The organism is Pseudarthrobacter sp. ATCC 49987 (assembly GCF_009928425.1).
Taxonomy (GTDB): Bacteria; Actinomycetota; Actinomycetes; order Actinomycetales; family Micrococcaceae; genus Arthrobacter.
Map to the genome: position 1 here is coordinate 2620531 of NZ_JAABNS010000001.1, position 26373 is coordinate 2646903.

The 26373-nt window shown below is 68.3% G+C and carries 23 protein-coding genes; 14 read left to right on the plus strand and 9 right to left on the minus strand.

Annotated elements, in window-relative coordinates:
* Nucleotides 1–69 precede the first annotated feature (69 nt).
* Nucleotides 70–459, minus strand: a complete 390-nt coding sequence (locus GXK59_RS12175) for a DUF3499 domain-containing protein (RefSeq protein ID WP_160669137.1) — start codon at nt 457–459, stop codon at nt 70–72.
* Between the two features lie 106 nt (nt 460–565).
* Here GXK59_RS12175 and GXK59_RS12180 point away from each other — a divergent pair, with 106 nt between their 5' ends.
* Complete coding sequence (locus tag GXK59_RS12180) at nt 566–1102, plus strand: metallopeptidase family protein (protein WP_160667096.1); 537 nt, start codon at nt 566–568, stop codon at nt 1100–1102.
* Between the two features lie 75 nt (nt 1103–1177).
* Here GXK59_RS12180 and GXK59_RS12185 read toward each other — a convergent pair whose 3' ends face one another.
* From GXK59_RS12185 to GXK59_RS20725, 3 genes are read right to left on the minus strand one after another with little or no spacing between them, the layout of a single operon-like run.
* Nucleotides 1178–2896, minus strand: coding sequence for a DUF5719 family protein (locus GXK59_RS12185; protein WP_237393874.1), 1719 nt, complete (start codon nt 2894–2896; stop codon nt 1178–1180).
* Nucleotides 2889–6293 (minus strand): glycosyltransferase, encoded by a 3405-nt coding sequence (locus GXK59_RS12190; protein WP_160669138.1) that lies wholly within the window; start codon nt 6291–6293, stop codon nt 2889–2891. The genes GXK59_RS12185 and GXK59_RS12190 overlap by 8 nt, the downstream gene beginning before the upstream one ends.
* A gap of 29 nt (nt 6294–6322) precedes the next feature.
* Nucleotides 6323–6865 (minus strand): WhiB family transcriptional regulator, encoded by a 543-nt coding sequence (locus GXK59_RS20725; RefSeq protein WP_160667098.1) that lies wholly within the window; start codon nt 6863–6865, stop codon nt 6323–6325.
* Between the two features lie 350 nt (nt 6866–7215).
* Between GXK59_RS20725 and GXK59_RS12200 the strand changes: the two genes are divergently transcribed.
* Entirely contained in the window at nt 7216–7920 is a 705-nt protein-coding gene (locus GXK59_RS12200) for a TIGR03089 family protein (RefSeq protein WP_160667100.1), read from the plus strand.
* Nucleotides 7921–7929: 9 nt separating this feature from the next.
* On the opposite strand, the gene GXK59_RS12205 is transcribed toward GXK59_RS12200, so the two are convergent.
* On the minus strand, nt 7930–8523 hold the full coding sequence (locus tag GXK59_RS12205; protein ID WP_160667102.1) for a GtrA family protein: 594 nt from the start codon (nt 8521–8523) through the stop codon (nt 7930–7932).
* Nucleotides 8524–8824: 301 nt separating this feature from the next.
* Here GXK59_RS12205 and GXK59_RS12210 point away from each other — a divergent pair, with 301 nt between their 5' ends.
* The 5 genes from GXK59_RS12210 (at nt 8825) to GXK59_RS12230 (ending at nt 14564) form a co-directional block, all read left to right on the plus strand.
* A complete protein-coding gene (locus GXK59_RS12210; RefSeq protein WP_237394010.1) occupies nt 8825–9973 on the plus strand; it encodes a 5-(carboxyamino)imidazole ribonucleotide synthase in 1149 nt (382 codons plus the stop codon).
* Between the two features lie 86 nt (nt 9974–10059).
* Nucleotides 10060–10584, plus strand: a complete 525-nt coding sequence (gene purE, locus GXK59_RS12215; RefSeq protein WP_160669139.1) for a 5-(carboxyamino)imidazole ribonucleotide mutase — start codon at nt 10060–10062, stop codon at nt 10582–10584.
* Nucleotides 10585–10594: 10 nt separating this feature from the next.
* Nucleotides 10595–12238, plus strand: a complete 1644-nt coding sequence (locus GXK59_RS12220; RefSeq protein WP_160667106.1) for an LCP family protein — start codon at nt 10595–10597, stop codon at nt 12236–12238.
* A 48-nt stretch (nt 12239–12286) separates the two neighbouring features.
* Nucleotides 12287–13579, plus strand: coding sequence for a mannose-6-phosphate isomerase, class I (gene manA, locus GXK59_RS12225; RefSeq protein ID WP_160667108.1), 1293 nt, complete (start codon nt 12287–12289; stop codon nt 13577–13579).
* 4 nt (nt 13580–13583) lie between these two features.
* On the plus strand, nt 13584–14564 hold the full coding sequence (locus GXK59_RS12230) for a lipid II:glycine glycyltransferase FemX (RefSeq protein WP_160667110.1): 981 nt from the start codon (nt 13584–13586) through the stop codon (nt 14562–14564).
* Nucleotides 14565–14933: 369 nt separating this feature from the next.
* Here the strand turns inward: GXK59_RS12230 and galE are convergent, their stop codons facing one another.
* Both galE and glpX read right to left on the minus strand, forming a co-directional pair.
* A complete protein-coding gene (gene galE / locus GXK59_RS12235) occupies nt 14934–15908 on the minus strand; it encodes a UDP-glucose 4-epimerase GalE (RefSeq protein ID WP_160667112.1) in 975 nt (324 codons plus the stop codon).
* Between the two features lie 115 nt (nt 15909–16023).
* Nucleotides 16024–17046, minus strand: coding sequence for a class II fructose-bisphosphatase (gene glpX / locus GXK59_RS12240; protein WP_024366327.1), 1023 nt, complete (start codon nt 17044–17046; stop codon nt 16024–16026).
* Nucleotides 17047–17253: 207 nt separating this feature from the next.
* Here glpX and GXK59_RS12245 point away from each other — a divergent pair, with 207 nt between their 5' ends.
* The 7 genes from GXK59_RS12245 (at nt 17254) to GXK59_RS12275 (ending at nt 25269) form a co-directional block, all read left to right on the plus strand.
* Nucleotides 17254–18000 carry a DUF4245 domain-containing protein gene (locus tag GXK59_RS12245; protein WP_160667114.1) on the plus strand — a complete coding sequence of 249 codons (747 nt, stop codon included), beginning with the start codon at nt 17254–17256 and terminating at the stop codon, nt 17998–18000.
* Between the two features lie 9 nt (nt 18001–18009).
* A complete protein-coding gene (locus GXK59_RS12250; protein ID WP_160667116.1) occupies nt 18010–18624 on the plus strand; it encodes a carbonic anhydrase in 615 nt (204 codons plus the stop codon).
* A gap of 86 nt (nt 18625–18710) precedes the next feature.
* The gene (locus GXK59_RS12255; RefSeq protein WP_160667118.1) at nt 18711–20147 is read left to right on the plus strand and encodes a class II fumarate hydratase; all 1437 of its coding nucleotides are present in this window, start codon (nt 18711–18713) and stop codon (nt 20145–20147) included.
* Nucleotides 20148–20326: 179 nt separating this feature from the next.
* Nucleotides 20327–20998: a TetR/AcrR family transcriptional regulator gene (locus GXK59_RS12260; protein ID WP_160667120.1), complete on the plus strand. Its 672-nt coding sequence runs from the start codon at nt 20327–20329 to the stop codon at nt 20996–20998.
* The gene (locus GXK59_RS12265) at nt 20995–22671 is read left to right on the plus strand and encodes an MDR family MFS transporter (RefSeq protein WP_160667122.1); all 1677 of its coding nucleotides are present in this window, start codon (nt 20995–20997) and stop codon (nt 22669–22671) included. The genes GXK59_RS12260 and GXK59_RS12265 overlap by 4 nt, the downstream gene beginning before the upstream one ends.
* A gap of 149 nt (nt 22672–22820) precedes the next feature.
* Nucleotides 22821–23927 (plus strand): IS110 family transposase, encoded by a 1107-nt coding sequence (locus tag GXK59_RS12270; RefSeq protein WP_160667124.1) that lies wholly within the window; start codon nt 22821–22823, stop codon nt 23925–23927.
* Between the two features lie 391 nt (nt 23928–24318).
* A complete protein-coding gene (locus GXK59_RS12275; protein WP_160667126.1) occupies nt 24319–25269 on the plus strand; it encodes an IS481 family transposase in 951 nt (316 codons plus the stop codon).
* Here GXK59_RS12275 and GXK59_RS12280 read toward each other — a convergent pair.
* Complete coding sequence (locus tag GXK59_RS12280) at nt 25266–25736, minus strand: NUDIX hydrolase (RefSeq protein WP_160667128.1); 471 nt, start codon at nt 25734–25736, stop codon at nt 25266–25268. The genes GXK59_RS12275 and GXK59_RS12280 overlap by 4 nt on opposite strands.
* A 37-nt stretch (nt 25737–25773) precedes the next feature.
* The gene (locus GXK59_RS12285) at nt 25774–26337 is read right to left on the minus strand and encodes a prepilin peptidase (protein WP_160667130.1); all 564 of its coding nucleotides are present in this window, start codon (nt 26335–26337) and stop codon (nt 25774–25776) included.
* Nucleotides 26338–26373: the final 36 nt, after the last annotated feature.

Sequence of the window (26373 nt, forward strand, 5' to 3'; positions counted from 1 at the left end):
TGGTGGACGCCGCAGCAGGCGCCGGTGGCTTACGGATTTTGCAGTTCCCAGCCTACCGCCAGTTGCCGCCTACGAAGGTTCGCGCAGGACGCGCAGATGGCCCCGGCGGGTGCCTTCGGCCCCGGCAGGAGCTTCAAGGGCCGGATGGACGCTGCGCTGGCCCTGGCCGGATTCCGGCGCGGCGGGCCGCGAGGCCGCTTCCCGGACGGCATTGGCGAGGGCGAGGAGGTCATCGGGGCCGGGACCTGCGGGGGTCGCCGGCATGGCCAGCCGCATCACTTCCCAGCCGCGCGGGACGGTCAGGGACCCGGCGTGCTGTTCACACAAGTCGTAGCAGTGCGGCTCGGCATAGGTTGCCAGGGGTCCCAGGACCGCGGTGGAGTCGGCATACACGTACGTCAAAGTGGCCACCGCTGAGTTGCGGCAGGCTGACCTTGAACAAAGACGAATTGCACCCACGACATCACAGACTACTCCCCCGCGCCGCCGGACGGCGCCCGGCGCGCTGACGGCGGGTCGGGCGGCCCGTATCGCGTAAACCATTCGCCGGGTTTAGAGTCGAGATATGCAGTCATCGCACCACGATCCGGGTTTTACGGTCCGCTTGGCTGAAAGCGACGCCGGACGTCACGATGCCGGTTCCCCGGCGGGCGGTTCAGGGCGCCCCACGGCGGCCCGGGGGTTCCGCCAGCGGCGCAGGAACCGGCACGGCCGCGGGCTCCGCGGCGAGATCATGCTGCCCACACTGCCCGGCTACCGTACCCGCTCCGACCGCTTCGACGACTTCGTCCTCGACTCAGCCGAGCGGCTGCACGACATTTGGGGCAAGCCGCTGGACGGCGTCCGTTTCGCCGTCGATGAGATTCCGCCGGGGCTCGAACAGCTCGTGGCGGACCGGGCTCCTGCCCCCATGGGTTCCTACTCCCCCGCCACGGCGGACGAAGGTCCCGTGATCACCCTGTACCGCCGGGTCGTCGAGCAGGCCTGCGTGACCCGCGAGGAACTTCAGGACCTGGTCCATGACGTTGTGGTGGAGTACACGGCCGAGATGCTCGGTGTGCCGCCGGAGTCACTGGACCCTGTCTACCGCCGCCGCTACTAGGGCGCCCCGCTGGACCCAACTGCCGGGCCGCCGCTATCCGGCTGCCGCGGGCGGAACTGCGCTGCCCCGGCGTGATCAGTAGCCGAGCGTGACCGGGACCTGCTCCTGGCCCGCCACTCCCGGGGCAATGGCGATCGTTGAAATGTCCTGCCTGCCGTCCTGCTGCAGCAGGACCGCGCCGTAGGCGGGATCGCCCGCGGCGGACACCAGGTAGCCGACAAGCTGTGAGCCCTCGACCTCGGCGGGGACCTTGATGGAGGCAGTCGTGCCGCCGGCGATGTCGGCGGCTGCGGCCGCGCGGATCTTTCCATCCGCAGTGATCGGAGTGTAGGAAATCGTGGCGCGGCCCTCGGGAGCGCCGAAAATGAGGAAGCGGTCCCCCGCGCCCGGGACCGGCACAACGTGTTGGCTTCCCAGCCTCGCCGACGCCGCCGACCACGCGAAGTCGGAGGCGTCTTCGGCTTTGAGGCCCCTGGTGACACGCGCCGCCGCGGTGAAGGAAACGTCCGAGCTGACGGCCACCGTGTAAGGCCCGGCCGGCACGCCGGCGAGCGGAACCTGGGTGACGGATCCAGCCTTCGCCGTGACCACGCCGCCGCCGGGCAGGGCCTTCTGGCCGTCCCGTCCGAACAACTTGATCGCGACGACGGCGTCGGCGGACCCCGGCACCGCGATCTGCAGGGCAGGTCCGGCATCCGCGAAACCGGACTTCCCGGTGAGGTCCGACAGCCCAGCGGGGTCCTGGATGTCGACACCGGAGACCACCTGGCGGAGCGCCGGGGCCGTGGCGGGGGCGATGAACTCCACACCGCCGGGCGTCAGCCCCCGCAGCACGCTCTGCTGGATAACCGCTGCCACGGGTCCGCCGGCGCTGCGCACCCGGACGCTGAGTTGCTCCTGCCCCGGAGCGAGCCCGGCCAGGATAACCGAGCGTGTGGTGCCCGGTGCGACGAGGAGTCCACGGCTGCCCGGGGCCTGGAGGGGGCCTTTGGCTCCGAAGAGATCGAGGCTGACTGTGGCCGGGCTGCTGGAGGCGTTGCTGAGGTTCAGTACGGCCGTCCGGCCCAGCGCGGTGTTCGCACCGACGAGCCAGAGATCGTTGGCAGGCTGCTGGCAGGCGGCGGCCGCCGAACCCCGGAGGTCACCGTCCTCTGCTGTGTAGCGCAGGACGGCCCCGGCGGCGGGCTGGCGGTCGCCCTGTGCATCGGCGCTCAGGACGCCCACACCATCGACGCTGCGCTGGGATACGACGCCGGCCAGTGGCACGGAATTAGCGGGTTTGGGCGCCGCGGCGGGGCTTGCGGACGCCGCTGTGGACTTGGCGAGTTCAACCAGGGTGCTGCCGGTGAGTGAAGCGAGCCTGCTGCCGGGCAGGACGCCAGCACCGGAGCCCAGCACGAGGGCATTGACCTCGGTCTTGGCGGTGGCGGACTCGGGGCTGAACTGCGGATCGGTGCCCACGGGCGCGCCTTCGAGCAGCCGGGCCGGCCCCGGGCAGACGCCGACGCTGCTGCCCGCCGGGACGGCCGCCAGCGGCGCCGCGATGGGCCGGCTGCTGCCGGGACCCTGCGGGGTGAGCGCCGTTGCGGACACGAGTCCGCCGCCGGCAGCGACAAGGACGGCGGCGGAAAGGACGCCACCCAGCCGCCGGGCGCGCGGAGTAGCCGTCAGCCGCGACAGGAGCGGCACGCGTGTCCTGCGCCCGGTCCGGCCAGGGACGCCGGCGTCGTCCGGGGTGTCCGGGGTCTCCTGGGCGTCCGGAGCGTCGTTCGCGGGGTTGTCGTCCCTAGGCATCAAGATGTTCCTTACGCAGGGAGCCTTCGTCCCTGGACAGGCCGGTGTTCGGCCGGCGGGCAGGCATGGGGATGGCAAGCAGGGCGGTCAGGCCAATGATGACGGCCTGGGCGACGCCGGTCCAGACGGCCCAGTGTGCCTCGTAGCGGAGGCTGAGCCGGCCGCCCTCGGCGGGCAGGGTGAAGGCCTGCGCCCACCCTGACGTGGTGGCGGTGAGGCGGCGGCCGTCGAGCCAGGCACTCCACCCCGGATCGGCGCGTTCCGCCAGCACCACGAGCCGTCCTTCCGGTCCGGCGGGAACCCCGGCGTCCGCGGACACGGCCTGGGACGGGACCAGCCCGACCGTTGCGCCGGCGCCGTCGACAATCCGCACGCGGTGCGCGACGTCGGCGGCCTGGATCACCGGCTGGTTAAGGGGACTGATCCGCCAGAGCCAACCGACGTCGGTCTTTCCGACGGCGACGAGGCCGGGGACGGCGTCCATCCGGCTCGCGGTCAGCTGGGCCGCGGTATCGGCGGCCCGCAGAACCACAAAGCCGACACCGAGCCGCTCGAGCTCTTCGCGTGGATCGACGCCCTGGCCGGCCACGATGGTGGCCACGACATTGCGGACGGAAGCCACAACGGCGTCGTCGTCACGCACGGTCTCCTGCCCCGGCTCCCCCATGATCGGGCGGGCGGCGGCAATCGTGGACAGGGCATCAAGGGTGGTGCCGGCACCGCGCATCAGCGCGGCGTCGAATGTTCCGTTTTCGCCGGTCGAGATGATGAGGGTGCGCGCCTGTTCCGGCCCCTCGCCGCGGTCGATGGCCGTTGCCGGGAGGGTCCGGGACTCGGCCGGCTGCACAAGCCTCCAGGCGCCCAGAGAGGCCGTGCCCGGTGAATCAGTGCCGGCCAGCCCGGAGGCCCGTTCCGCGCCGGGCATGGCTGCGGCCTCGGTGGCCTGCGGCAGGACGTTTTGCGCGGCCCACACCGTAAGGCCGGCCAGCGGGCCTGCCAGCAGGAGGATCATGGCCGTGACCGCGGTGGCGCGGGTGAGGACCTTGCGGCCCATCGTTGCGGCGGCGGCCCGGTCCGCGGCGTCCAGCAGGCCTGCCGCGCCGATCAGTGACGCCCCCAGGATGGCGAAGGCTGCGGCCGAAACGGCGGGTCCCGTGAAGGGAGTCACCAGGACGTTGGCGCTGACTCCCGTGGCAACCTGGCCGCTGAGCCAGCCGCCGGCCAGCACCATCAGTGCCGCGGCCCAGAGGGCCCGGGCACTCCGCGGTGCACGGCCCGGCAGGAACAGTGCAGCCACGGCCAGGAGCACGACGGGCAGACCGATCAGGAGGGCGAGCAGGAGCGCCCACGGCACGGCAGTGCCTGGGCCGAACGCCGGGAGGCCGGTGAGGCCGCCGTCGGCTGCGAAGCGCAGCGGCTGGCCCAGGGCCTGTTGCCATAGGGGTGCGGCGTCAAAGCCCAGCGGCAGGCCGGGGTCTGCAAGGAGGGCGCGGGGCCGGTCAATGGTGGAGGCCAGGAACGGTACGAACAGCGCAAGACTGGGCAGCAGTGCCCACCAGACGGTCCGCCCGCGACGGCCCAGGAGCGTGCCGCAGAGTGCCACGAGGACGACGCCGGGCAGCAGCAGCGATGGTGCTGCCGCGGTGACGACCGCCAGTGCCAGGCCGGCCGCGGCGGCGGCGGTCCAGGAGGGTGTGCCGTTGATGCCAGGTTTCGCCGGGGGCGCTTCGGTGAAGCGCCGCTCCCCGGGGGCCGGAACGGCGTAGCGGCCGCGTCCCGCGGCGGTGCCGGTGGCCCGCAGCAGGGCGAGCACCAGCAGGGGCGTCACGACGTGGACAACCAGGGCCCCGACGCGGCCCTGGTTGAGCGCCACCTGCAGGGCAGGCGCTCCGGCCCACACGAGGGCTGCGGCGAGGCGGAGGCGGCGGCGTTGCGTCAGTGCGCCGGCGGCAAACCAGGCGCCGAGGGCGGAAAGCGGCATGGCCAGGATCAGCAGCCAGCCGAGTGCGCTGTTGGCGTTTCCGGCACCGAGCACGCCGAGGACCCACAGGACATAGCCGAAGGGGTCGCCGTGGCCGGGAAGCCCTGCGCCGAGCGTGATCCACCAGCCGGAGGCATGGTTCCAGATTTCGCCCAGACGCAGCGAGACGGGAATCATCGCGCCGCCGGAGACGGCTTCTGCCCGGAAGATGTTGAGCAGGCCGATCAGCGAGGCAGCGGTGGTGACCAGGATGGCAAGCAGCGCGCCGTTGCCCACCCAGCCACGATCGGAGGTAGTGAGTGCGGCGAAGTCGTCGGAAGAGTCGCCGGTGGGCTGTTCGGCCAGCGGGTCGTTCCCGGTCAGGCCTTCCCCGGAATCGTCCGCGCCGATGGCTTCCATCAGTGAGCGGCGGTGCGCCCAGACCTCACGCCGTGGGGTCTGCAGCCCCTTGATGACAGAACGCCGGATGCGGCGCGTCCGGGCAGCGTTTCGCCGCCCCCGGATCACGGCTCCCGGGCGTCCGAGGGCGCCGAACGTGGCCAGGAGCTGCGAGAAACCGTGGCCCGGATCTTTCACCGCGATGCTCAGGACCAGTTTGAAAATGCTGCCCAGCAGGGCGCCGGCGGCGTGCAGCGGAACCTTCCACGCCGGGGCGTGCTTGAGCCGGAGGTGCACCTGCGCCTTGCGGGCCGCTGTGGCGTTGCCCAGGGCGTGCGGGCGGTGCGAGACGTGGAACATCCTTGCGCTGGGGACCACCACCACCCGGTGTCCGGCCAGCCGGTTGCGCCAGCAGAAATCGACGTCGTCGCCGCTGCCCGGCAGGGCGGGGTCGAAGCCGCGAAGGTCCTCCCAGACGTCGCGGCGGACCAGCATGCCGGCGGAGTTGACGGCGAACGTGTCGCTGCGGCCGTCGTATTGTCCCTGGTCGAGCTCGTCGGCTTCGATGAGGGTCAGCCGCTCGGCCCAGCGGCTGGTGGAGAGCCCGACGTCGATCAGCCGGCGTTCGGAGTACCAGTCCAGCTGCTTGCAGCCGGCCACCGTGACGGACGGAGCGCGTTCCACCGCTTGGAGGAGTTCGGCCAGGGCTTCGGGAGCGGGGGCGGCGTCGTCATGCAGCAGCCAGATCCACTCGGCCGGCGCACCGGCAACGGTGCCGCCGCCGGAAGTGCCGCCGCCGGAAGTGCCGCCGCCCCAAGGGGCGAGCGCGCTGAGGCCTGCTTGCACGGCCCCGCCCATGCCGCTGCGGGTCTGGTCGAAAACGGTGACGTTGGCGGCGCCGAAAGTCTGTTCGAGGAGCGCCGCGGACTGGTCGCGGGAACCGGTGTCAACCCCGATGCAGGTGTCCGCGGGCCGGGTTTGGGCCGCCAGCGCCGCGAGGGTCCTGGGGAGAAAGTCACCGCCGTCGTGGGAAACCAGGACGGCGGTGACTCGTACTTCCTGAAGAATTAGATCGCTCGCTTCCTAAGCCGGCGCCGCTCGCGCTCGGAGAGGCCACCCCAGATTCCGAAACGCTCGTCGTTGGAGAGAGCGTATTCGAGGCACTGGGAGCGGACGTTGCACGCCCCGCAGACCTTCTTGGCGTCGCGGGTGGAGCCACCCTTCTCAGGGAAGAACGCTTCCGGGTCGGTCTGTGCGCAGAGCGCGTCCGTCTGCCAGCCCAGCTCGCCTTCATCGTCGAAGTCCTGCTGGGAGGGCAATCCGATCCATACCGGCTGCGTGGTGGTGCCCGCGTGGAGGGTCTGGAGTTCCATCGGTGGATCGTGAAGGTCGTTGTCCTGGTCCGGACGGGCCAGTAGTTCGTCATGCGCCGCGAGGAAGGCGGTCGCCTGGTCCTGCAGCGAGTCTTTGGTGTGTTCGTTATAGCGGTCCGCTGCGTCCGGATCGGCCGGATCTACATACCAGTCGCTCGGCACTCCGCGTGAACGGTACTTGGCCGTGGCCTGCCCAGCAACGACGGCCTCTTCATGGATACGCTCTGCTAGCCCCATTGGCGTTCCCTCTCTGATTTGCAGCCCTTGCCTGACCCTTGAACACTCGGTTGAGTGCCGGTTTCCGCGCATTGGCCTTCGATACCTAATTACACGTGTGTAAGTATCCAGGAGTCAAGCCACGGCGGAGATAATAATCAACTTGAGACCCAAAGCCGGGGCACGCCACGCCCGGGATTTTTCGGCCACACCCCGGAGAACGCGCAGAATAATCAGGGTACTGAGCACTTCGGAGAATTTTTGCTGAATTCACGGGGAACTTCCCGGCACGGTCCGGGGCTGCCCGCCGACGGCGACCGGGATGCGTATGACAGAGATCACACGAGCGGCCGCCGTGGCAAGATGAACCCATGAGCATCCCGGCAATCGAACTGATGACAGCCCTGCGTTCCGGCCAGTCGACCTCCCCCCGGCTCACCTGGTACGGGCCTGATTCGGAGCGGGTTGAGCTCTCCGGCCGGGTCCTGGACAACTGGGTGGCGAAGACTTCCAACCTGCTGCAGGACGAACTCGACGCCGAACCCGGGACGCGGTTGCGGCTGGACCTGCCGGCCCACTGGAAGTCAGTAATCCTTGCCCTCGCCGCCTGGCAGCTTGGCATGGAGGTCGTGTTCAACGACGCCGGGGCGGACCTGCTGGCCACCGCCGATCCGGGTCCCGGGGCGGCGCAGGGGGCTTTCGACGCTGTCCTGGCAGTGGCACTGCCGGCGTTGGCCATGCGGTGGCCGGGCGAGCTGCCCACCGGCGTCGTGGATTATGCCGCCGAGGTGCGCTCCCACGGCGACGTCTTTATGCCACACGTGGATCCGGAAGCCTCGCGGCGTGCCGTGCTGGCCGCCGCGGGAACGGAACACACCCACGGCGGACTGCTTGACGGCTTCGCGGCGGCGCACGCAGACGGCGTGCGGCTGCTGGTGCCCGCCGGCGACGGCCTGGAAACAGCCCTCGCCCACGCCCTGGGTGCCTGGAAAGGCGACGGCTCCGTGGTTCTGGTGCACCCCGGCGTCGCGGTGACGGCGAAGCTGCTCGCGGACGAACGCGTCAATGGCAGCTGAGCACTGTCCCTAGGCCGGCGGGCCCGGCAGCTCGGAATCCTCGACGGTGCGGCTCCCGGCGACTGGGCTGTCCACGCTGCGGCTCCCGGCGACGGGGCCGGGGTGGGTGTGCGGGTGCAGTTCGATGATTTCGTGGTCATGGGAGAACTCCGGCTCTTCGTCGAGTTCCTTGTTGAAGACCAGGAACCGGTAGGCGAAGAAGCGCACCACCGTGGCGACCAGGATGCCAACGATTCCGGCGGCGAACAGCATGTTCTTGTCCGTGACACCGAGACTGTACTTGGCGAGGGCGGTGAACCCGGTAGAGATACCGATGCCGATGCCATTGATCAGGATGAACATCGCGAACTCGCGGATCACATTGTCCTGGCGGCGGTGGCGGAACGTCCAGAAGCGGTTAGCAATCCACGAAAAGATGGTTGCGACGGTGGCGCCGACGAAGCGGGCTTTGGCCTCACTGTCGGTCATCGGCCCGTGCATCAGGTAATACGTGAGTCCGTTGTCAATGATGAACGCGACACCGCCCACCGCACCGAACTTGGCCACTTCGCGCCAGAAGAGCGAGGCAAGCCCGCGCAAGCGCTCGGTAAGTGTAGTAATCATGACCCTCCGTGGCCTTCTTTGAACTGTCGGCCATTGGGCCAAGGGCCCATTTTAGCGCCGATTGCCATCCGCGCGCCCCGGCACGCGGTCCCCCGGCCGCAACCACCCGGGTCGAAAGCCTGCCGGCCGGCGGTCATCAGCCCGGCAATATCCCCCGTCGAACCGCGCCGAAAAGCGGCCGCCGACGGCCCGGTACCAGCACCGGGACTGCCAAAAGCCGGGTTATGGCGAGGTTTTCGGTAGGCTGGGACTTGTGACTTTTCCTGTGATCGGTGTGGTTGGCGGCGGCCAGCTCGCCCGAATGATGGCCCCGGCGGCCACCGCCCTGGGCTTCGAGCTCCGCGTCCTTGCCGAAGGTGAGGACGTCTCAGCCGTCTCCGCCGTGGCCCAGGCCCCGGTCGGTGACTACACCGACCTCGACCATCTCCTTGAGTTCTCCCGCGGCCTGGACGTCCTGACGTTCGACCACGAACACGTCCCCACCGAACACCTCCGGTCCCTGCAGCGGGCCGGCGTCAACGTCCACCCCGGACCGGATGCGCTGGTCAACGCCCAGGACAAACTCGTGATGCGGGCGGCCATCGACCGGCTGGAGCTGCCCAATCCGCGCTGGGCCCCCGTCGACGACGTCGCCGGGCTGATCGCCTTCGGCGAGGACACCGGCTGGCCGGTCGTCCTGAAAACCCCGCGCGGCGGCTACGACGGCAAGGGCGTGCGGATCGTGGACTCCGCAGCCGACGCCGCGGACACCGCGGACTGGTTCGAAGCGATGTCGCCGCTGCTCGCGGAGGCCAAAGTGGAATTCAGCCGCGAACTCTCGGCCCTCGTTGCCCGGACCCCGGACGGCGAGGCGCGGGCCTGGCCCGTGGTGCACACCATCCAGGTCGACGGCGTCTGTGACGAAGTCATCGCCCCGGCCCTGGACATCCCGCTGGACGTCGCTGCCGCGGCGGAGAACGCCGCCCTGCGGATCGCCAGCGAACTCGGCGTCACGGGTGTTATGGCCGTGGAACTGTTCGAGACCCCGGGGGTGGGTGCCGGCTTCCTGATCAACGAACTCGCCATGCGTCCACACAACACCGGCCACTGGACACAGGACGGCTCGGTGACAAGCCAGTTTGAACAGCATCTCCGGGCCATCCTCAATCTGCCGCTCGGCGCCACGGACCTACTGGGCCCCGTTGTGGTCATGAAGAACTTCCTGGGCGGCGCGAACCAGAATCTGTTCTCCGCATACCCAGCAGCCCTGGCCAGCGAACCTGCGGCGAAGGTCCACTGCTACGGCAAGGCCGTCCGGCCGGGCCGCAAGATCGGCCACGTCAACCTCGTCGGAGGCTCCGTTGCCGACGTCGACTCCGTACGCGAACGCGCCACTACGGTCGCCAACATCATCCGGAACGGAACGGCCCAGTCCCGAACCGCAGCGGGAGCCCACGAGGAGAACCCATGAGCGCCAGCAACACAGCCCCTTCCAGCGACGTCCAGTTCCCGGCAGCGTCGGACACCGGCGACGACGCCCCCATCGTCGGACTCGTGATGGGCTCGGACTCCGACTGGCCCGTGATGGAGGCCGCTGCCGAGGCCCTCGCCGAATTCGGAATCCCCTTTGAGGCCGACGTCGTCTCCGCACACCGCATGCCGCTCGAAATGATCCGTTACGGCCAGACGGCCCATGAGCGCGGCCTGCGCGTCGTCATTGCCGGCGCCGGCGGCGCCGCCCACCTGCCGGGCATGCTCGCCTCTGTCACGCCCTTGCCGGTCATCGGAGTCCCGGTGCCACTGAAGACCCTTGACGGGATGGACTCCCTGCTCTCCATCGTCCAGATGCCCGCCGGAGTCCCGGTCGCAACCGTCTCCATCGGCGGGGCCCGGAACGCCGGCCTCCTGGCTGTGCGCATGCTGGCCGCCGGCACGGATCCGCTGGCCGCCCGGCTCCGGACCGAGCTGCTCGACTTCGCCCAGGAGCTCAATGACGTCGCCACCCGGAAAGGCGCGAACCTGCGGCAGAAGGTGAGCGAAGTGTTCGCCGACGCAAACGTCATCACCCGGGGCAGCCGTTAAGGATTACCAGATGACCAACAGTTACGCCCCTTCCCGTCAGCCGGCGCCGAGAAACCCGACGCCTGCCGGGACCCTCACGGATCCCGTCCGCTACCCCTCGGGGGCGGCAGCTCCGGTCCTGACCAAACGTGCCTTCCTGCTGGTCCTGATGACGCTGCTGGTGCCCGGCAGCGCCCAGATTGTCGCCGGCAACCGGCGACTGGGCCGGATGGCGTTGCGCGTCACCCTCACGGTCTGGGTGCTGGCCATCCTCGCGGTGTTGCTCCTCCTGGTTTCACGGTCGACGCTGATCAACCTGTTCACCAGCCCCGTTACGTCGCTGCTGCTGATCATCGGGCTCGTGGCGCTGGCCATCGGCTGGGCGGCCCTCTTCCTCAACACCCTGCGTCTGATCCGCCCCGTGCTGCTGGCACCCGGCGTGCGCCCCGCCGTCGTCGTTGCCCTGGTGCTCGCGATGGTCCTCGGCAGCGGTTCGCTCGGCTACGCCGCCTACCTGCTCAACGTCAGCCGCGACGCCATCGGCAACATCTTCTCCACCGGACCCACCATGCAGCCTTCGGAGGGCCGGTACAACTTCCTGATGATGGGCGGCGACGCCGGGGCCGACCGCACCGGCCGCCGGCCGGACAGCCTCTCGGTTATCAGCGTGGATGCCAAGACCGGCCAGACCGCCATCATCTCGGTGCCCCGCAACCTCCAGAATGCGCAGTTCAGCGAAGACTCCCCGATGCGCACGATTTATCCTGACGGCTACGACTGCGGCAATGAATGCCTCATTAACGCCATCAACACCGAGGTCACCAACGAGCACAAGGACCTGTACCCCGGGGTGGAGGACCCCGGCGCGCAGGCCACGCTGGAGGCCGTGTCGGGATCCCTGGGCATCAAGGTCCAGGCCTACGTCCTGGTGGACATGGACGGCTTCGCCAAGCTCATTGACGCCATGGGCGGCATCCGGATCAAGGCCGGCGGCTGGGTCCCGATCAGCGGCGAGACCGTGGACGAAGCCAACGGAATCCACGGAATGCCGCTGGGCTGGATCCCGGCTGGCGAGAACACCCTGGACGGCTACCATGCCCTCTGGTACGGCCGCTCGCGCGAATTCGTGGACGACTACGCACGCATCGCACGCCAGCAGTGCGTCCAGCAGGCCATGCTCAAGCAGCTGGACCCGGCAACCCTCCTGGCCAAGTTCGAGGACATCGCCAAGGCCGGCACCAAGGTGGTCGACTCCAACGTCTCCGCCAGCCAGCTCGGCAGTTTTGTGGACCTGGCCATGAAGGCCAAGGGCCAGGAATCAAAGCGGCTGACCATCGGACCGCCCGACTTCGACGCCTCCTTCTCGACGGTCCCGGACTTCGACCAGATCCACCAGAAGGTCGACGCCCTCCTCGGACCCGCTCCCGCGGCGGGCCCCGCCGACGACGGCATCCGCCGGCAGGACGCGGCGCCCGGACCGCTCTCGGCGGCCGGCGGGGTGCCGCTCGCCCAGCCCGGCACCCAGCCCGCGCCGTCGTCGGACTTCACTCCGGTAACCACCACTCCGGACGGCGAGCCGATCACCGAAGAGATGCTGAACCAGTTCAAGCTCGACGGCGACGAACAGTCGATCCGCAACCTGGTCGCCACGAACGGCCAGTGCGCGCCGCTCTAGCAGTTATTCCGTAAACAGGATTCCACAATAGACAGGGACACCCCGGCAGTGTATGAACTCGAAAATGTCCTCCGGCCCTATGCCTGGGGCTCCACAACAGCCATTGCCGGGCTCCTCGGCAGGGCAGCATCCGGCGGCCCGGAAGCGGAGCTGTGGATCGGCGCGCACCCGGACTCCCCGTCCGTGGCGCTCAGCCCGGCCGGTGCCGGGTCGGCTGGCGCCCACGCTGCGGTGGCGGACGACGGCGGACGCCTGGCCCTGGACGCGCTGATCGCGGAGGATCCGGAGCACCACCTGGGCAGTGACAGTGTGGCCGAGTTCGGCCCCCGGCTCCCGTTCCTGCTCAAGGTCCTGGCTGCCGACAGCCCCCTGTCCCTCCAGGTGCACCCGACGCTCGAGCAGGCCCGCGCGGGGTTCGCCCGCGAGGAGGCCGCCGGCGTCGACCGCGCCGCTGCGGAACGCAATTACAAGGACGACAACCACAAGCCGGAGATGATCCTCGCGCTGACACCGTTCGAGGCGCTGTGCGGCTTCAAACCGGCGGCGGACGCCCGCGCCGTCTTCGAGCGGCTCGTGGCGGATTTTGAGCTGGCCGGCCTCGAACTCCCGCCGCTTGTTCCGCTGCTGCTGCAGGATTTGGCACAGCCGGACGAACACTCGGCCCTGCGTTCGGCCTTCGAACGGCTGATCGCCGGTGGCGGGGAGGTGGCTGAGGCGACGGCCGCGATTGAGTCAGCCCTCATCTCCGGCGCCCCGACCGCCCCTTACCAGGCGGAGCTGTCCACCGTTGTCACCCTCAACGCGCAGTACCCGGGAGATCCCGGCGTGCTGATTTCGCTGCTGCTCAACCGGATCTCGCTGGCACCGGGCGAGGCTGTCTATTTGCCGGCCGGCAACGTCCACGCCTACCTGCACGGCCTCGGCATCGAGATCATGGCTTCCTCGGACAACGTGCTGCGCGGCGGACTGACCCCGAAGTTCGTCGATGTCCCCGAGCTCCTCCGGACCATCTCCTTTGAGTCGGCCGGCGTGCCGATGCTGAGCCCCGAGACCACCATGCTGGGACAGGAGGTCTTCCGGCCGCCGTTCCGCGAGTTCCAGCTGCAGCGCATCGTGTTGGAGCCCGGCGCGGAGCCCGTCCCGCTGGCGCAGTCAGGAGCCGCAGTCATCATCGTGGTGTCCGGATCCGTGCTCCTTGACTCCCCCAAGGGCGAGCTGCGGCTGGAGCGCGGCTCAAGCGCGTTCCTGCCCGCGGCCGAGGCCCCGGTCAATGCGCACGCCGCGTCCGGCGCCACCGGGCCCGCCCTGGCCTTTGCCGTCACCACCGCCCTGGAAACCTGAGCCCGTGGACCACTTCCTGCAAAGCCCCGCCTGGGCCGATTTCCAGCGCAGCCTCGGCCGGACCGTGCACCGACGCTCCGGCCCCGGCTGGAGTTTCCTGGCCATCGAGGAAAGCAAACCGGCCGGGAAACTCCTCTACGCACCCTATGGCCCGGTCGCCGCATCCCTTGTCGCGTTCGACGCCGCCCTGGCGGCGCTGACGGACCTGGCCCGCAGTTGCGGGGCCGTGTTCGTCCGGATTGAACCGGTCGACGCCGGCTTCACAGCCGCCGACGCCGACGCTGTCCTGCGCACGCGCGGCCTCCGGCGCGCCCCGGCCAAGCAGCAGCCGGACCTGAGCTGGATCGTGGACCTGGACCGGGAGTTCAAGGACGTCCTCGCGGACATGAAACCGGCGAACCGCAACCTGTACCGGAACATCCACAAGAAGGGCGTGACGTTCCGCTCCAGCCAGGACCCGGAGGAGATCTCCATCCTGCTGGGGTTCCTGCATCTGACGGCGGCGCGCAATGGCTTCAAGCCGCAGAGCGACGACTACCTCACCCAGGTGGCCCGCTCACTGATGCCGGCCGGGGCTGCCACGCTCTTCATTGCCGAACTCGAGGGCGCGCCGATCGCGGCTGCCCTGGCCTACGACTCCGCGGACACACGGACCTATGCCCACGCCGCGCTCGATGACGCGCACCGGAAGCTCAGTGCCGGGATTCCGCTGCTGGTCACGCTGATGGCAGATGCCAGGGACCGGGGCCTGAAGCATGTGGATCTCTGGGGGGTGGCACCTGCGGACCAGCCGGACCACAAGTGGGCGGGTTTCACGGCCTTCAAGAAGTCCTTCGGCGGCCGCGAAGTCGCGTACCCCGGAACCTGGGACCTCCCGGTGCGGACCTTGCGCTACGGCGCCTACCAGCTGGCCCGGAAGTGCGCTCAGGCTGCGCGCAGGGGCATCACCTCGGCGCGCAGGCTCTCCGCGGCGCTCCGCCGCTAGCCCGCAGCCCCGGCTGGGCCCACCCTCCCCGGCTGGGCCTACCCTCCCCGGCTGGGCCTACCCTCCCCGGCTGGGCCTACCCTCCCCCACTGGGCATGCCCCCCGTCAGCCCTGGCGGGTGGACATAAACCCACTCTGTCCATTCCTGGGCCCGGCCACCGGGCATGTCCCCCGGGCAGCAGCACTAACCTGGGCCTCAGCACTGAGCATGTCCCGCACGTGCAGGATCAACCTGGGTCTGACCGCTGGACATGCCCCGCGTCAGCCCTGGCGGGTGGACATAAACCCACTCTGTCCATTCCTGGGCCCGACCACTGGGCATGTCCCCCCTTGGGGTGGGCTTGGGGCGAGCCCGACCACTGGGCATGTCTAGAGGGCCGCGGAGGCAGCTTTCTTCTGCGCCTCGTAGGCGCTGGCGACCATGTCCTCGACGGAGTGCCGCATCTTCCAGTCCAGGTCGCGGGCGGCAAGGGTGCCGTCGGCCACGATCCGGTCCGGGTCACCGGCCCGGCGGGGTCCGATCTCGGGCTCGAAGTCGATGCCGGTGACCTTGGCCATGGCCGTCATGATCTGCCGTACGGAGAGGCCGTCGCCGGACCCGAGGTTGTAGACGCGTTCCAGCGGCTTGCCGGCGGCGAGGGCCTGGGCTGCCGAAACGTGCGAGGTCGCCAGGTCGGCCACATGGACGTAGTCGCGCACGCAGGTGCCGTCTGCGGTGTTGTAGTCGGTGCCGTTGATGCGGGGCGTCTTGCCTGCAGTCAATGCGCGGAGCACGATCGGAAAGAGATTGTGCGGGCTTGTGTCGTAGAGCTCGGGCGAGCCCGAGCCGACGACGTTGAAGTAGCGCAGCGAGGTGTGCTTCAGCCCCCGTGCCGTCCCCTGGTCACGGATCAGCCATTCGCCGATCAGTTTGCTTTCCCCGTAAGGGGATTCCGGCTGCGTCGGGGTCTCCTCGGTGACGATGTCCCCGGTGGGGGTTCCGTAGGTTGCGGCCGAGGAGGAGAAGACCAGCTTGTCCACCTCGGCGAGCTCCATCGCCTTCAGCAGTTCCGCCGTCCCGGTGACGTTCTGCTCATATGTCAGCAGCGGCTCCTGCACGGAGACGCCGGCGTACTTGAAGCCCGCGAGGTGGATGACGCCGGTCACGCCGTGGTCCAGCATGGTGCGGGCCACGAGCTCGGAGTCGAGGATGGTGCCGTGCACGAAGGGCACGTCCTCCGGGACGAACTCGCGGTGCCCGCTGGAGAGCGAGTCAATCACCACCGCCTGGATCCCGGCCCCGCGCAAAGCGGAGACCACGTGTGAACCGATATATCCTGCGCCACCTGTTACGAGCCATGTCATGGTTCCACCCTACCTAATGCCGCCCCGCCGCCCGGAAACCGCCGCCCGGAAACGGCGGATCCCGGGGCGCGATTCGCGCCCCGGGATCCGGGTGTTCTGGCTGGTGCGGCAGGCGTTAGCTCTTGCGCGCGTAGCCTTCCCACTTGCTGGCCTGGTGCTCGCCATCAACAAAGCGGATGGTCCCGGACTTGGAGCGCATCACGATGGACTGGGTGAGGACCTTGTCCTTGGAGTAACGCACGCCCTTGAGCAGGTCACCGTCGGTGATACCCGTGGCCGCGAAGTAGCAGTTGTCGCTGGAGACGAGGTCGTTGGTCGACAGCACCCGGTCGAGGTCGTGGCCGGCGTCGATCGCCTTCTGCTTCTCGTCATCGCTCGTGGGCCACAGCCGGCCCTGGATGACGCCGCCGAGGGACTTGATGGCGCAAGCCGATACGATGCCTTCCGGCGTTCCGCCGATACCCATCAGGGCATCGACACCCGTCCCGGCGCGTGCGGCAGCGATGGCGCCGGCGACGTCGCCGTCCATGATGAACTTGGTTCGGGCACCGGCCTCGCGGATCTCCTCCACGAGCCCACGGTGCCGGTCCCGGTCCAGGATCATGACGTTGAGCTGGTTGACCTTGACACCCTTGGCCTTGGCGATCAGGTGCAGGTTCTGTTTGACGGGCAGGCGCAGGTCCACCATGTCGGCGGCTTCCGGGCCGGTCACGAGCTTCTCCATGTAGAACACCGCGGAGGGGTCGAACATGGAGCCCCGCTCGGCGACGGCCAGGACGGCGAGGGCGTTGTTGATGCCGAGGGCGGCCAGGCGGGTTCCGTCAATGGGGTCGACGGCGACGTCGCACTCGGGGCCGGTGCCGTCACCGACGTTTTCGCCGTTGAAGAGCATCGGGGCTTCGTCCTTCTCGCCCTCGCCGATCACCACCACACCATTGAAGTGAACGGTCTGGAGGAAGGAGCGCATGGCGTCGACGGCGGCGCCGTCGGCCTTGTTCTTGTCCCCGAACCCCACCCAGTGGCCGCCGGCGATGGCGGCGGCTTCGGTGACGCGGACCAGTTCCAGAGCAAGGTTGCGGTCCGGCTCGTCGATGCCGACGGCAAGAGACGGGGAGAGCGTGGAGTACTTCTGGGTCATTGGCGCTGGTGTCACGTGAACCTCTTCTTCGAGTGGCGATCATTGAAGCCGTACGGACAGGATCGATCCGTCGCGGTGATTCGTTTGTTTGTGATCTCGTCTGTTACTGATCATAGTCGCGGCGGAAAGCCGCGTCTTGGAATGACCAATCCGTGAACGCCCGCCTGTCGGGCCGCCCGGCACTGCCGAATGTGAGATCGGCCGGGAATGGGCGACTATAGAGGGGTGAGTGAATTGCAGGAAACGCCCCCCTCAGCCCCCGCTTCCCCTGCCGGCACCGCCGGCCCGGAAGCGCATGGCGCGGATGGCCAGCCGCCCGTCAAGCCCGTCCTGACCGCGGGAGCGGCGAAGCGCGCGAACGCCTCGGTAATCGGCATGATCATTGCGCTGGTCGTGAGCATCGCGGCCTTCCTGCCGATCGTCCTGATGAACCCGTCGCCCAAAACCGACGGCTACCGGCCCAACATCGACGTCAGCGCTGTGGCGCGCAACGCGGCCGGTGTGGCGGGATTCACACCCGCGGCCCCGGAAACCGGCGACACATTCCGCGCAAATTACGCCCGCTGGGAATCCGGCGCGGGCAGCGGCGTCCCGACGTGGGAGGTGGGCTACCTCACCCCCAAGGAGTCCTTCATCGCCCTGGTGCAGGCCCGGCAGTCCAATCCCACGTGGCTCCTGCAGCAGGTGAAGAGCGCACCCGTGACCGGCACCCGCAGCGCCGGAGGACGCGACTGGGAACTCCGTGACACGGGCAAGGGCGAGAAGAGCATGGTGCTTGCCGACGCCGGCGGCACCACCGTTATCCTGACCGGATCCGCGCAGCTTGACGAATTCGCGCTGCTGGCAGCCGCTGTGGTGAAGTCCCTTGAGGGCACGTCCGGTGCGGCCGGCGGCGCGTCACCCGGGAGCACCGCGGAAGCCACCGTTTCGCCCTCCGCCGTCCCTTCGTCGTAAGGTAAGGCCGTGGCCACCTATCTCACCCCCGCCCTTGCCTGGCGCCGCCTCCGCGAAGGCAACGCGCGTTTCGTTTCAGGCAATTCTTCCCATCCCAACCAGGATGCGTCCCGGCGTTCCTCCCTCGTGGAGAACCAGCACCCCTTTGCGGTAATCTTCGGCTGCTCGGATTCCCGGCTGGCCGCTGAAATCATCTTCGACCTCGGCCTTGGCGATGCATTCGTGGTCCGCACCGCAGGCCATGTGATCGACGACGCCGTCCTCGGCTCGCTCGAATACAGCGTCAGCGTCCTGTCGGTGCCGCTGATCGTCGTCCTCGGGCATGACAGCTGCGGCGCGGTCACGGCCACCAAGAACGCCATGGAGACCGGGCTGATGCCCGTGGGCTTCATGCGCAGCCTCGTCGAGCGCATCACCCCGTCGGTGCTGACCTCGCTGCGCAACAACCAGAACGACATCAACGACATGGTGGTCGAGAACGTCAAACAGACGTCGCAGCGGCTCGTGGACAGCTCGCGGGTCATTTCCGAGGCAGTTGAAGGCGGCCGGGCCGCGGTAATCGGCCTTGCCTACAGCCTGTCCGATGGCAGGGCCGACCTCGTTTCCGGAATCGGCGAGCTCTGAGTTCCCGCCGCAGCACTCCTGCCGCCTCCGGGTAGCAAGCACTTCACGGTTTTCGATGGAACGCCTCCGCCCAATAAGCTAGCCCCATGACTTCCACAGAAGAGTTGAACACCGAAGAGTTCCGCATTGAACACGACACGATGGGCGAAGTCCGCGTCCCCGTGAACGCCCTGTACCGTGCCCAGACACAGCGTGCCGTCGAAAACTTCCCGATCTCCGGCAAGACCCTCGAGCGCGCCCACATCGAAGCCCTCGCCCGCGTCAAGAAGGCCGCAGCGCAGGCCAACGCCGAACTCGGAGTGCTCGACGGCGAGCTCGCCCAGGCGATCGCGGACGCTGCCGATGAGGTCGCCACCGGAAAGTACGACGGCGACTTCCCGATCGACGTCTTCCAGACCGGCTCGGGCACTTCCTCCAACATGAACACCAACGAGGTGCTTGCCGAACTGGCCACCCGCGCGCTCAAGGCCGCCGGCAGCGACAAGGTGGTCCACCCCAACGACCACGTCAACGCCTCACAGTCCTCCAACGACGTCTTCCCCACCTCGGTCCACGTGGCTGCCACGTCCGCACTGATCAACGACCTGATCCCGGCACTGGGCTACCTCGCGGAGTCCCTGGAGCGTAAGGCCGTCGAGTTCAAGGACGTCGTGAAGTCCGGCCGCACCCACCTCATGGACGCCACGCCGGTGACGCTGGGCCAGGAGTTCGGCGGCTACGCCGCGCAGGTCCGCTACGGCGTCGAGCGCATCAATGCCTCCCTCCCCCGCGTCGCTGAGGTTCCGCTCGGCGGCACCGCCGTCGGCACCGGCATCAACACCCCCGCCGGCTTCCCGGAGCGCGTCATCGAACTGCTGGCCGCCGACACCGGGCTGCCGCTGACCGAGGCCCGCGACCACTTCGAGGCGCAGGCCAACCGAGACGGCCTGATCGAGGCGTCCAGCCAGCTGCGCAACATCGCGATCTCCTTCATGAAGATCAACAACGACCTTCGCTGGATGGGCTCCGGCCCCAACACCGGCCTCGGCGAAATCTCGATCCCGGACCTGCAGCCGGGCTCCTCGATCATGCCCGGCAAGGTCAACCCGGTGATCTGCGAGGCCTCCATCATGGTCTGCGCCCAGGTCATCGGCAACGACACCGCCATCGCCTGGTCCGGCACCAACGGCGCCTTCGAGCTCAACGTCGGCATCCCCGTGATGGCCGCCAACCTGCTCGAGTCCGTGCGCCTGCTGGCCAACACCAGCCGCGTCATGGCGGACAAGATGATCGACGGCATCACCGCCAACGTCGAGCGCGCCCGCTTCCTGGCCGAGGCTTCGCCGTCGATCGTCACGCCGCTGAACAAGTTCATCGGTTACGAGAACGCCGCGAAGATCGCGAAGAAGTCCGTGGCCGAGGGCCTGACCATCCGCGAAACTGTGGTGGCGATGGGCTTCCTGGAGCGCGGCGAACTGACCGAGGAGCAGCTGGACACCGCCCTGGACGTTATGTCCATGACCCGTCCGCCGCACAAGGCCTAGGTCCCCGCGGGCGGGACGCCCGCTCTCCCGCCAGAACGTCCGACGCCGGCCGGCACCTTTGCGTGAAAGGTGCCGGCCGGCGTCGTTCGTGGCGCCGATGTTCCGGCCGCCCTGGGGCCGGGTACCGGCACCGGCCGATAATGTTGCACTTACCAAAACAAAGTGCAAATATTTACTTTGTGAATGAAAGTGCAATTATTGAGGGCGGACTCCGCGAGCGCAAGCGCGCCGCGACGCGGGCGGCGATCACCGCCGTCGCACGTTCCCTGACGGCAGCGCATGGCCTGAACGGCTACACGGTGGAGGAGGTCTGCGAACGGACGGGAATCTCCCGCCGGACGTTTTTTAACTACTTCCCCACCAAGGAAGACGCCATCATCGGACACGTCGACGACGACTTCCCGGCCGCCGTCGTCAGTCGCTTCGTGGCGGGCGGGGCCGGCTCCCCGGCCGGCGCGATCTCCCCCACCCTGCTGTCGGACCTCGTGCAGCTCTCTCTTGACCTGTCCGAACAGATGACCGCCGGCGAGGAAGAAACCCGCCAGCTGATCGGCGTCATCCAAAAGGAACCCCAGCTGATGCTGCGGATCATCGGCGCCTCGGAACAGCGCGAAGCCGAATTCGCCCGAATGCTCGCGGCCCGGGAAAGCGTCCCGCCGGACCACCCGGTGGTCCGTATGGCCGTCCTGCTCCTGGGCAACATCGCCCGGAAGACGAGCGCCGCCTACTTCTCCGCGGACAACACCCGCCCCTACGAGGACATGCTGCTCGAAAACGTCGCAGCCGCCCGCTCACTTTTTTGCCAGCCCCTGGACATCGCCCCGTCCGTCTCCACCGAAGGACCCCAATGAGTTCCACCGCCAGCATCACACCGGCAGCCGAGCCGCTGCTGCTGACCCAGAAACGCATCTGGATCATTTTCTCCGCCCTGATCGCCGGCATGCTGCTCTCCAGCCTGGACCAGACGATTGTCTCCACCGCCATGCCCACCATCGTCGGCAAGCTCGGGGGCGTGGAACACCAGGCGTGGATCACCACCGCCTACCTGCTGGCCACCACCATCGTGATGCCGATCTACGGCAAGTTCGGCGACATCCTGGGCCGCCGGAACCTGTTCCTGGTTGCCATCGCCCTGTTCACGCTGGCCTCGATCGGCTGCGCCTTCGCCACAGACTTCTGGGGCTTCGTCATCTTCCGCGCCGTCCAGGGCCTGGGCGGCGGCGGGCTCATGATCCTCTCGCAGGCCATCATCGCCGACATCGTCCCGGCCAAGGACCGCGGCAAGTACATGGGCCCGCTGGGCGCCATCTTCGGCCTGTCCGCCGTCGCCGGCCCGCTCCTGGGCGGCTACTTCGTGGACCACCTGACGTGGGAATGGGCCTTCTACATCAACATCCCGATCGGCATCGCGGCGTTCACCATTGCCTGGTTCACGCTGACCCTGCCCAACAAGAAGGCCGAAAAGCGGATCGACATCCTGGGTGTGCTCCTGCTGTCCGCGGCCACCACCTGCCTGATCTTCTTCACTGATTTCGGCGGCAAGAAGGATGAAGGCTGGGATTCCCCGCTGACGTGGGCCTTCGGCGCCGGCATGGTGCTTGCCGCCGTCGCCTTCGTCCTCATGGAGCGCAGGGCCGAGGACCCCATCATCCCGTTGAGCCTGTTCAGGAACCGGATTTTCGTCAACTCCACGGCGATCGGCTTCACCCTTGGCCTGGGCATGTTTGCCGCCATCGCCTTTGTCCCCACGTTCCTGCAGATGTCCTCCGGGACCTCCGCGGCGGAGTCCGGCCTGCTGATGCTGCCCATGATGGTGGGGCTGATGGGCATGGCCATCTTCTCGGGCATCCGCATCTCCAAGACCGGCAAGTACAAGATGTTCCCGATCCTTGGGGCCGTCCTCACCATTGCCGCGATGCTGTGGCTGACCACGCTCACCGCCGCGACCCCCATCTGGATCATTTGCGTCCAGCTGTTCATCTTCGGGGCCGGACTCGGCTCCATCATGCAGGTGATCGTGCTGGTGGTGCAGAACTCCGTTCCCGCCGAACAGATCGGCACGGCCACTAGCACCAACAACTACTTCCGTGAAGTGGGCGCCTCGCTCGGCGTCGCGGTCTTTGGTTCCATCTTCACCGCCCGGCTCTCCGAGTCCCTGTCCCGGGCGTTCACCGGAGCGGGCGCCACGGCGGAGCAGGCGTCGCAGTCCACCCGCACCCTGGACCCGCAGGCCCTCAGCCAGCTCCCGGCCCAGCTCAAGGACGCAATCGTCAACGCCTACGCCGATTCACTGGCCCCCGTGTTCTGGTACCTGCTGCCGTTCCTCGGGATCGCCCTGGTGCTCGCGCTGACCCTGAAGCAGATCCCGCTCTCGGACACCGCCGGCATGGTGGCCCGCGGCGAGGCCGTGGGCGGCGAGGAGGCCGAACGCCTTGAGGCCGAACGCCACGCCGGAGTCACCTCGCCTCCGGAGCCGGTCCCAGACGCGCCGGCAGACGACGAACTCCACAGCCTGCACCGCTAGACGATATGAAGTGTGGTGGGCCGGTCCTGATGTAGGACTGGAACCTCGGGTTCAAAGAGGTTCGTGGGTTACCGGTCCGGGTCTTCCCCCGCATACCTGCGGGGGTGTGGACTGGCAGAGCCACATTTGAACGTCTGGAGGTTCCAGCCATGAATAAGCGTACTTACGTCGGTTTGGATGTCCATGCGCGCAGTGTGAAGGGCTGCGCGATCGACCGTGAAACGGGCGAGATCCTGAGGCAGAGCCTGGCCGCCAACGATGCCGGGGTCGCCGAGTGGGTTTCCGGGTTGCCGGGCCCGGTCCTCGTTGTCTATGAGGCAGGGCCAACCGGATTCGGATTGGCCCGGTTACTGGTCGGTGCAGGGATCGAGTGCCTGGTTGTGGCGCCCTCGAAGCTTCAGCGGCCGCCCGGGGACCGGGTGAAGACCGATGCGCGCGATGCTGAGCATCTGGCCCGGTTGGCCCTGCTCGGACAGATAACGTCCGTGCGGGTTCCGGGCCGTGCGGATGAAGCAGCCCGGGATCTGGTGCGTGCCCGTGAGGACGTCCGCGCGGATTTGATGCGGGCCAGGAACCGCGTTTCCAAGCTCCTGCTGCGCCATGGCCTGGTCTACTCCGGCGGCCATGCCTGGACCGACGCCCACCACACCTGGCTGCACCGGCAACGATTCGATGACCCTGCCCTGCAGGCCGCGTACGAGGCCTGTCTGGAAGCGGCAGAACTGACACTGGACCGCAGGAACAGGTTGGACGCGAAGATCACGGCCCTCGCTGCGACCGACCGCTACGCCCCCGTGGTCCACGCTTTGATGTGCCTGCGCGGGATCTCGGTGCTCACCGCTTTCGGCCTCGCGGTGGAGATTGGTGACTGGACCCGCTTCACCGGCTCTACGATCGGCGCGTATCTGGGTCTGGTTCCCTCGGAGCATTCATCCGGCGCTTCCCGGTCCCAGGGCGGGATCACTAAAACCGGCAACATCCATGCCCGCCGCCTGCTGGTCGAGGCCGCCTGGCACCATCGCCGCCCCTACACCCATGCCAGCCGGGACATGCGCGCCCGCTGGGACGCAGCCGATGAGGTCTCCCGGGTCCGCGGCCATCAAGGCAACCACCGGCTGCATCACAGGTGGGACCAGTTCGAAGCCAGGCACAAACGCCGGGTCATCGCTAACGTCGCCGTCGCCCGCGAACTGGCTGGCTGGTGCTGGTCTCTCGCCGCCCAAGTCCAACGGGAGCAGCCATGGACCGATGAATAGAGGTGTGCCGTTCCCGGCCGGCCTGGATGGCTCGGCAGCGTGGAGGAGACCCGCGATACAACTATGGACAACCGGCAATCCCCGGTGACGCCCGACATTGCTAGACCAGCGGCACCCCTCCAGCCGAACACCTCGTCCTGCGGCAGCCAACCCGCGCATATCAGTCTGACAGCGCCGTCGATCATGACGCGCCGGCCGGCCGGACCAGGCAGGGAACGAACACAGGTGAGCGGTCCAAGACATCCAGTCTTGGACCGCTCACCCTTGCCCTCTTGACAAGGAACAACTACATATCAGCTGTACTCGGCCAGGACGTTGGTTACATGTTGAAAAGGGTGAAGACCTCTTAGGTTGGTGGTTACCACACACACCTAACGACTAAGAGGTCTTCATGGTCCACCGTAATGCCCGTCTGACTCCTGCCGGTAGAAGCATCCTTGTCCAGCGTCTTCTGGGCGGCCGTCCCGTGGCGCATGTGGCGAAGGAAATGGGTGTTTCCCGCGCATGCGCCCACCGGTGGCTCAAGCGCTATGTCGAACACGGCTGGGACGGGATGGAGGACCGGTCCTCACGCCCGCATTCGTGCCCGCACGCCACCCCCGAGGCGAAGATCGAGGACGTGCTCGCGGCTCGGGAGAAGCACCGCGAAGGCCCGGTCGAGCTGGCCGAACGCTGCAAGGTCCCGGCCCGCACGGTCTCTAGGATCATCGCCAGGGCCGGGCTGCCCCGGTTGTGGGAACTGGACCCGATCAGCGGCGAACGCATCCGGGCCGGCCGGGCCACCGACCACCGTTACGAACGCGACACCGCCGGAGAGTTGCTGCATATCGACGTCAAGAAACTCGGCGGCATAGCGAACGGCGGCGGCTGGCGGGTCCATGGCCGCAGCGAAGCCGTCAGAGGCCGCGGCATCGGGTACGACTACGTCCACGTCGCCGTGGATGACCACTCCCGCCTGGCCTACGTTGAGGTCCTGCCCGACGAGAAAGGGCCGACCTGCGCCCGGTTCCTGACCAACGCCGCGGCGTTCATGGCCGCGAACGGGGCACCGGTGCGCGAAGTCATGACCGACAACGCCCTGGCCTACATCCGGTCCGCGGACTTCGCTACGGCCATCGCGGATCTCGGCGCCAAACACCGGCGCACCAAACCGCGCAGCCCGTGGCAGAACGGCAAGGCCGAGCGGTTCAACCGCACTCTCCAGGAAGGCTGGGCCTATAAGAACGCCTATGACTCCAGCGACGACCGCACACAGGCCCTCACGGGCTGGCTAGACTTCTACAACCACCGCCGCAACCACCCATCAGCAGATGTAACCAACCTGCTGGCTGAGTACAGCTAGCGCCGGAAGTGGGCAGCCCCGTCGGCCTGCCCGGCACGCTTAATGCTCTCCAGGTGCCCGGGCATCAGCTCGGGGAACTCCTCCGGCCGGAACCAGCCCACGGCGAGGGATTCGTCGTCGTTGACCCGCGCCTCCCCGGAGACATAACGGCACCGGAACACGAGCGTCAGGAAGTGGCAGACGTCGCCGTTCGGATAGGTGGTGGGCCCGACGGCGTCCACCGAGACGAGCCGTTCGGCGGCGGCCACGACACCGGTCTCCTCCAGGACCTCCCGCAGCAGGCCCGTCGCCGGCTCTTCGCCGGGCTCCAGAATCCCGGTGATCAGCCCCCAGCGGCCGTTGTCGGCCCGCTGGCCGAGCAGGACCCGGCCGGCGTCGTCGAACACGACGGCCCGGGCGCCGGGAATCCAGAGGGTCTCGTGACCAACCTTGGCACGGAGCTTGAGAATGAAATCGGGGGTAGCCATCCCGCCAGCCTAGCCAACGGGCACGGGGGTCTCCGCCTCAGGCCGCCGGGAGAAGGAGCATGGCCGCGGCGGCGCCGGCCAGCATGAACGGCCCGAAGGGGATGCTCGATTTCAGGTTGCCGCGCCGCGAAACCAGCAGGCCCAGGCTCCACAGCCCGCCGAAAAGGAACGCGGCGAAGGTCCCGGCAAACACGTGCGGCCAGCCGAGGAAGCCCAGATACATTCCGAGCACGCCTGCCAGCTTGACGTCGCCAAAACCCATCCCCGGCGGGTACGCGGCCCGCAGCAGGAAGTAGAAAAGCCACAACGCCGCTCCCCCGGCCACCACGCGCAGTCCGGGCACCCCGAAGAGCCCGGCCCCGCCGTCGGGCACGGCAGCCGCGGCCGGGGCTCCCGACGCCGCGTGGACCGCCACTGCACCCAGCAGCAGCACCCCGGCGACGGCGTAGGCCGGAAAGACGATCCGGTCCGGCAGCAGATGGTGCCTGACGTCGATGACCGCGAGGCGGACGGCGGTGACCGCAAGGTAGGTGCACGCCAGAAGCACCAGCCAGAAGGCCAGCGGGGTCACTTCGCCCAGTCCACCGAGTCGTTGGATCACTCTCGGATGCTACTGGAATTTCCGGCTGGCGTGGCG

Excerpts from the sequence above, each read along its gene's own strand:
- GXK59_RS12180 (WP_160667096.1), top strand. The coding sequence starts at position 566 with ATGCAGTCATCGCACCACGATCCGGGTTTTACGGTCCGCTTGGCTGAA.
- GXK59_RS12185 (WP_237393874.1), bottom strand. The coding sequence starts at position 2,896 with ATGCCTAGGGACGACAACCCCGCGAACGACGCTCCGGACGCCCAGGAG.
- GXK59_RS20725 (WP_160667098.1), bottom strand. The coding sequence starts at position 6,865 with ATGGGGCTAGCAGAGCGTATCCATGAAGAGGCCGTCGTTGCTGGGCAG.
- GXK59_RS12200 (WP_160667100.1), top strand. The coding sequence starts at position 7,216 with ATGAGCATCCCGGCAATCGAACTGATGACAGCCCTGCGTTCCGGCCAG.
- GXK59_RS12205 (WP_160667102.1), bottom strand. The coding sequence starts at position 8,523 with ATGATTACTACACTTACCGAGCGCTTGCGCGGGCTTGCCTCGCTCTTC.
- GXK59_RS12210 (WP_237394010.1), top strand. The coding sequence starts at position 8,825 with ATGATGGCCCCGGCGGCCACCGCCCTGGGCTTCGAGCTCCGCGTCCTT.
- purE (WP_160669139.1), top strand. The coding sequence starts at position 10,060 with ATGGGCTCGGACTCCGACTGGCCCGTGATGGAGGCCGCTGCCGAGGCC.
- GXK59_RS12220 (WP_160667106.1), top strand. The coding sequence starts at position 10,595 with ATGACCAACAGTTACGCCCCTTCCCGTCAGCCGGCGCCGAGAAACCCG.
- galE (WP_160667112.1), bottom strand. The coding sequence starts at position 15,908 with ATGACATGGCTCGTAACAGGTGGCGCAGGATATATCGGTTCACACGTG.
- glpX (WP_024366327.1), bottom strand. The coding sequence starts at position 17,046 with ATGACCCAGAAGTACTCCACGCTCTCCCCGTCTCTTGCCGTCGGCATC.
- GXK59_RS12245 (WP_160667114.1), top strand. The coding sequence starts at position 17,254 with ATGGGCGACTATAGAGGGGTGAGTGAATTGCAGGAAACGCCCCCCTCA.
- GXK59_RS12255 (WP_160667118.1), top strand. The coding sequence starts at position 18,711 with ATGACTTCCACAGAAGAGTTGAACACCGAAGAGTTCCGCATTGAACAC.
- GXK59_RS12265 (WP_160667122.1), top strand. The coding sequence starts at position 20,995 with ATGAGTTCCACCGCCAGCATCACACCGGCAGCCGAGCCGCTGCTGCTG.
- GXK59_RS12270 (WP_160667124.1), top strand. The coding sequence starts at position 22,821 with ATGAATAAGCGTACTTACGTCGGTTTGGATGTCCATGCGCGCAGTGTG.
- GXK59_RS12275 (WP_160667126.1), top strand. The coding sequence starts at position 24,319 with ATGGTCCACCGTAATGCCCGTCTGACTCCTGCCGGTAGAAGCATCCTT.
- GXK59_RS12280 (WP_160667128.1), bottom strand. The coding sequence starts at position 25,736 with ATGGCTACCCCCGATTTCATTCTCAAGCTCCGTGCCAAGGTTGGTCAC.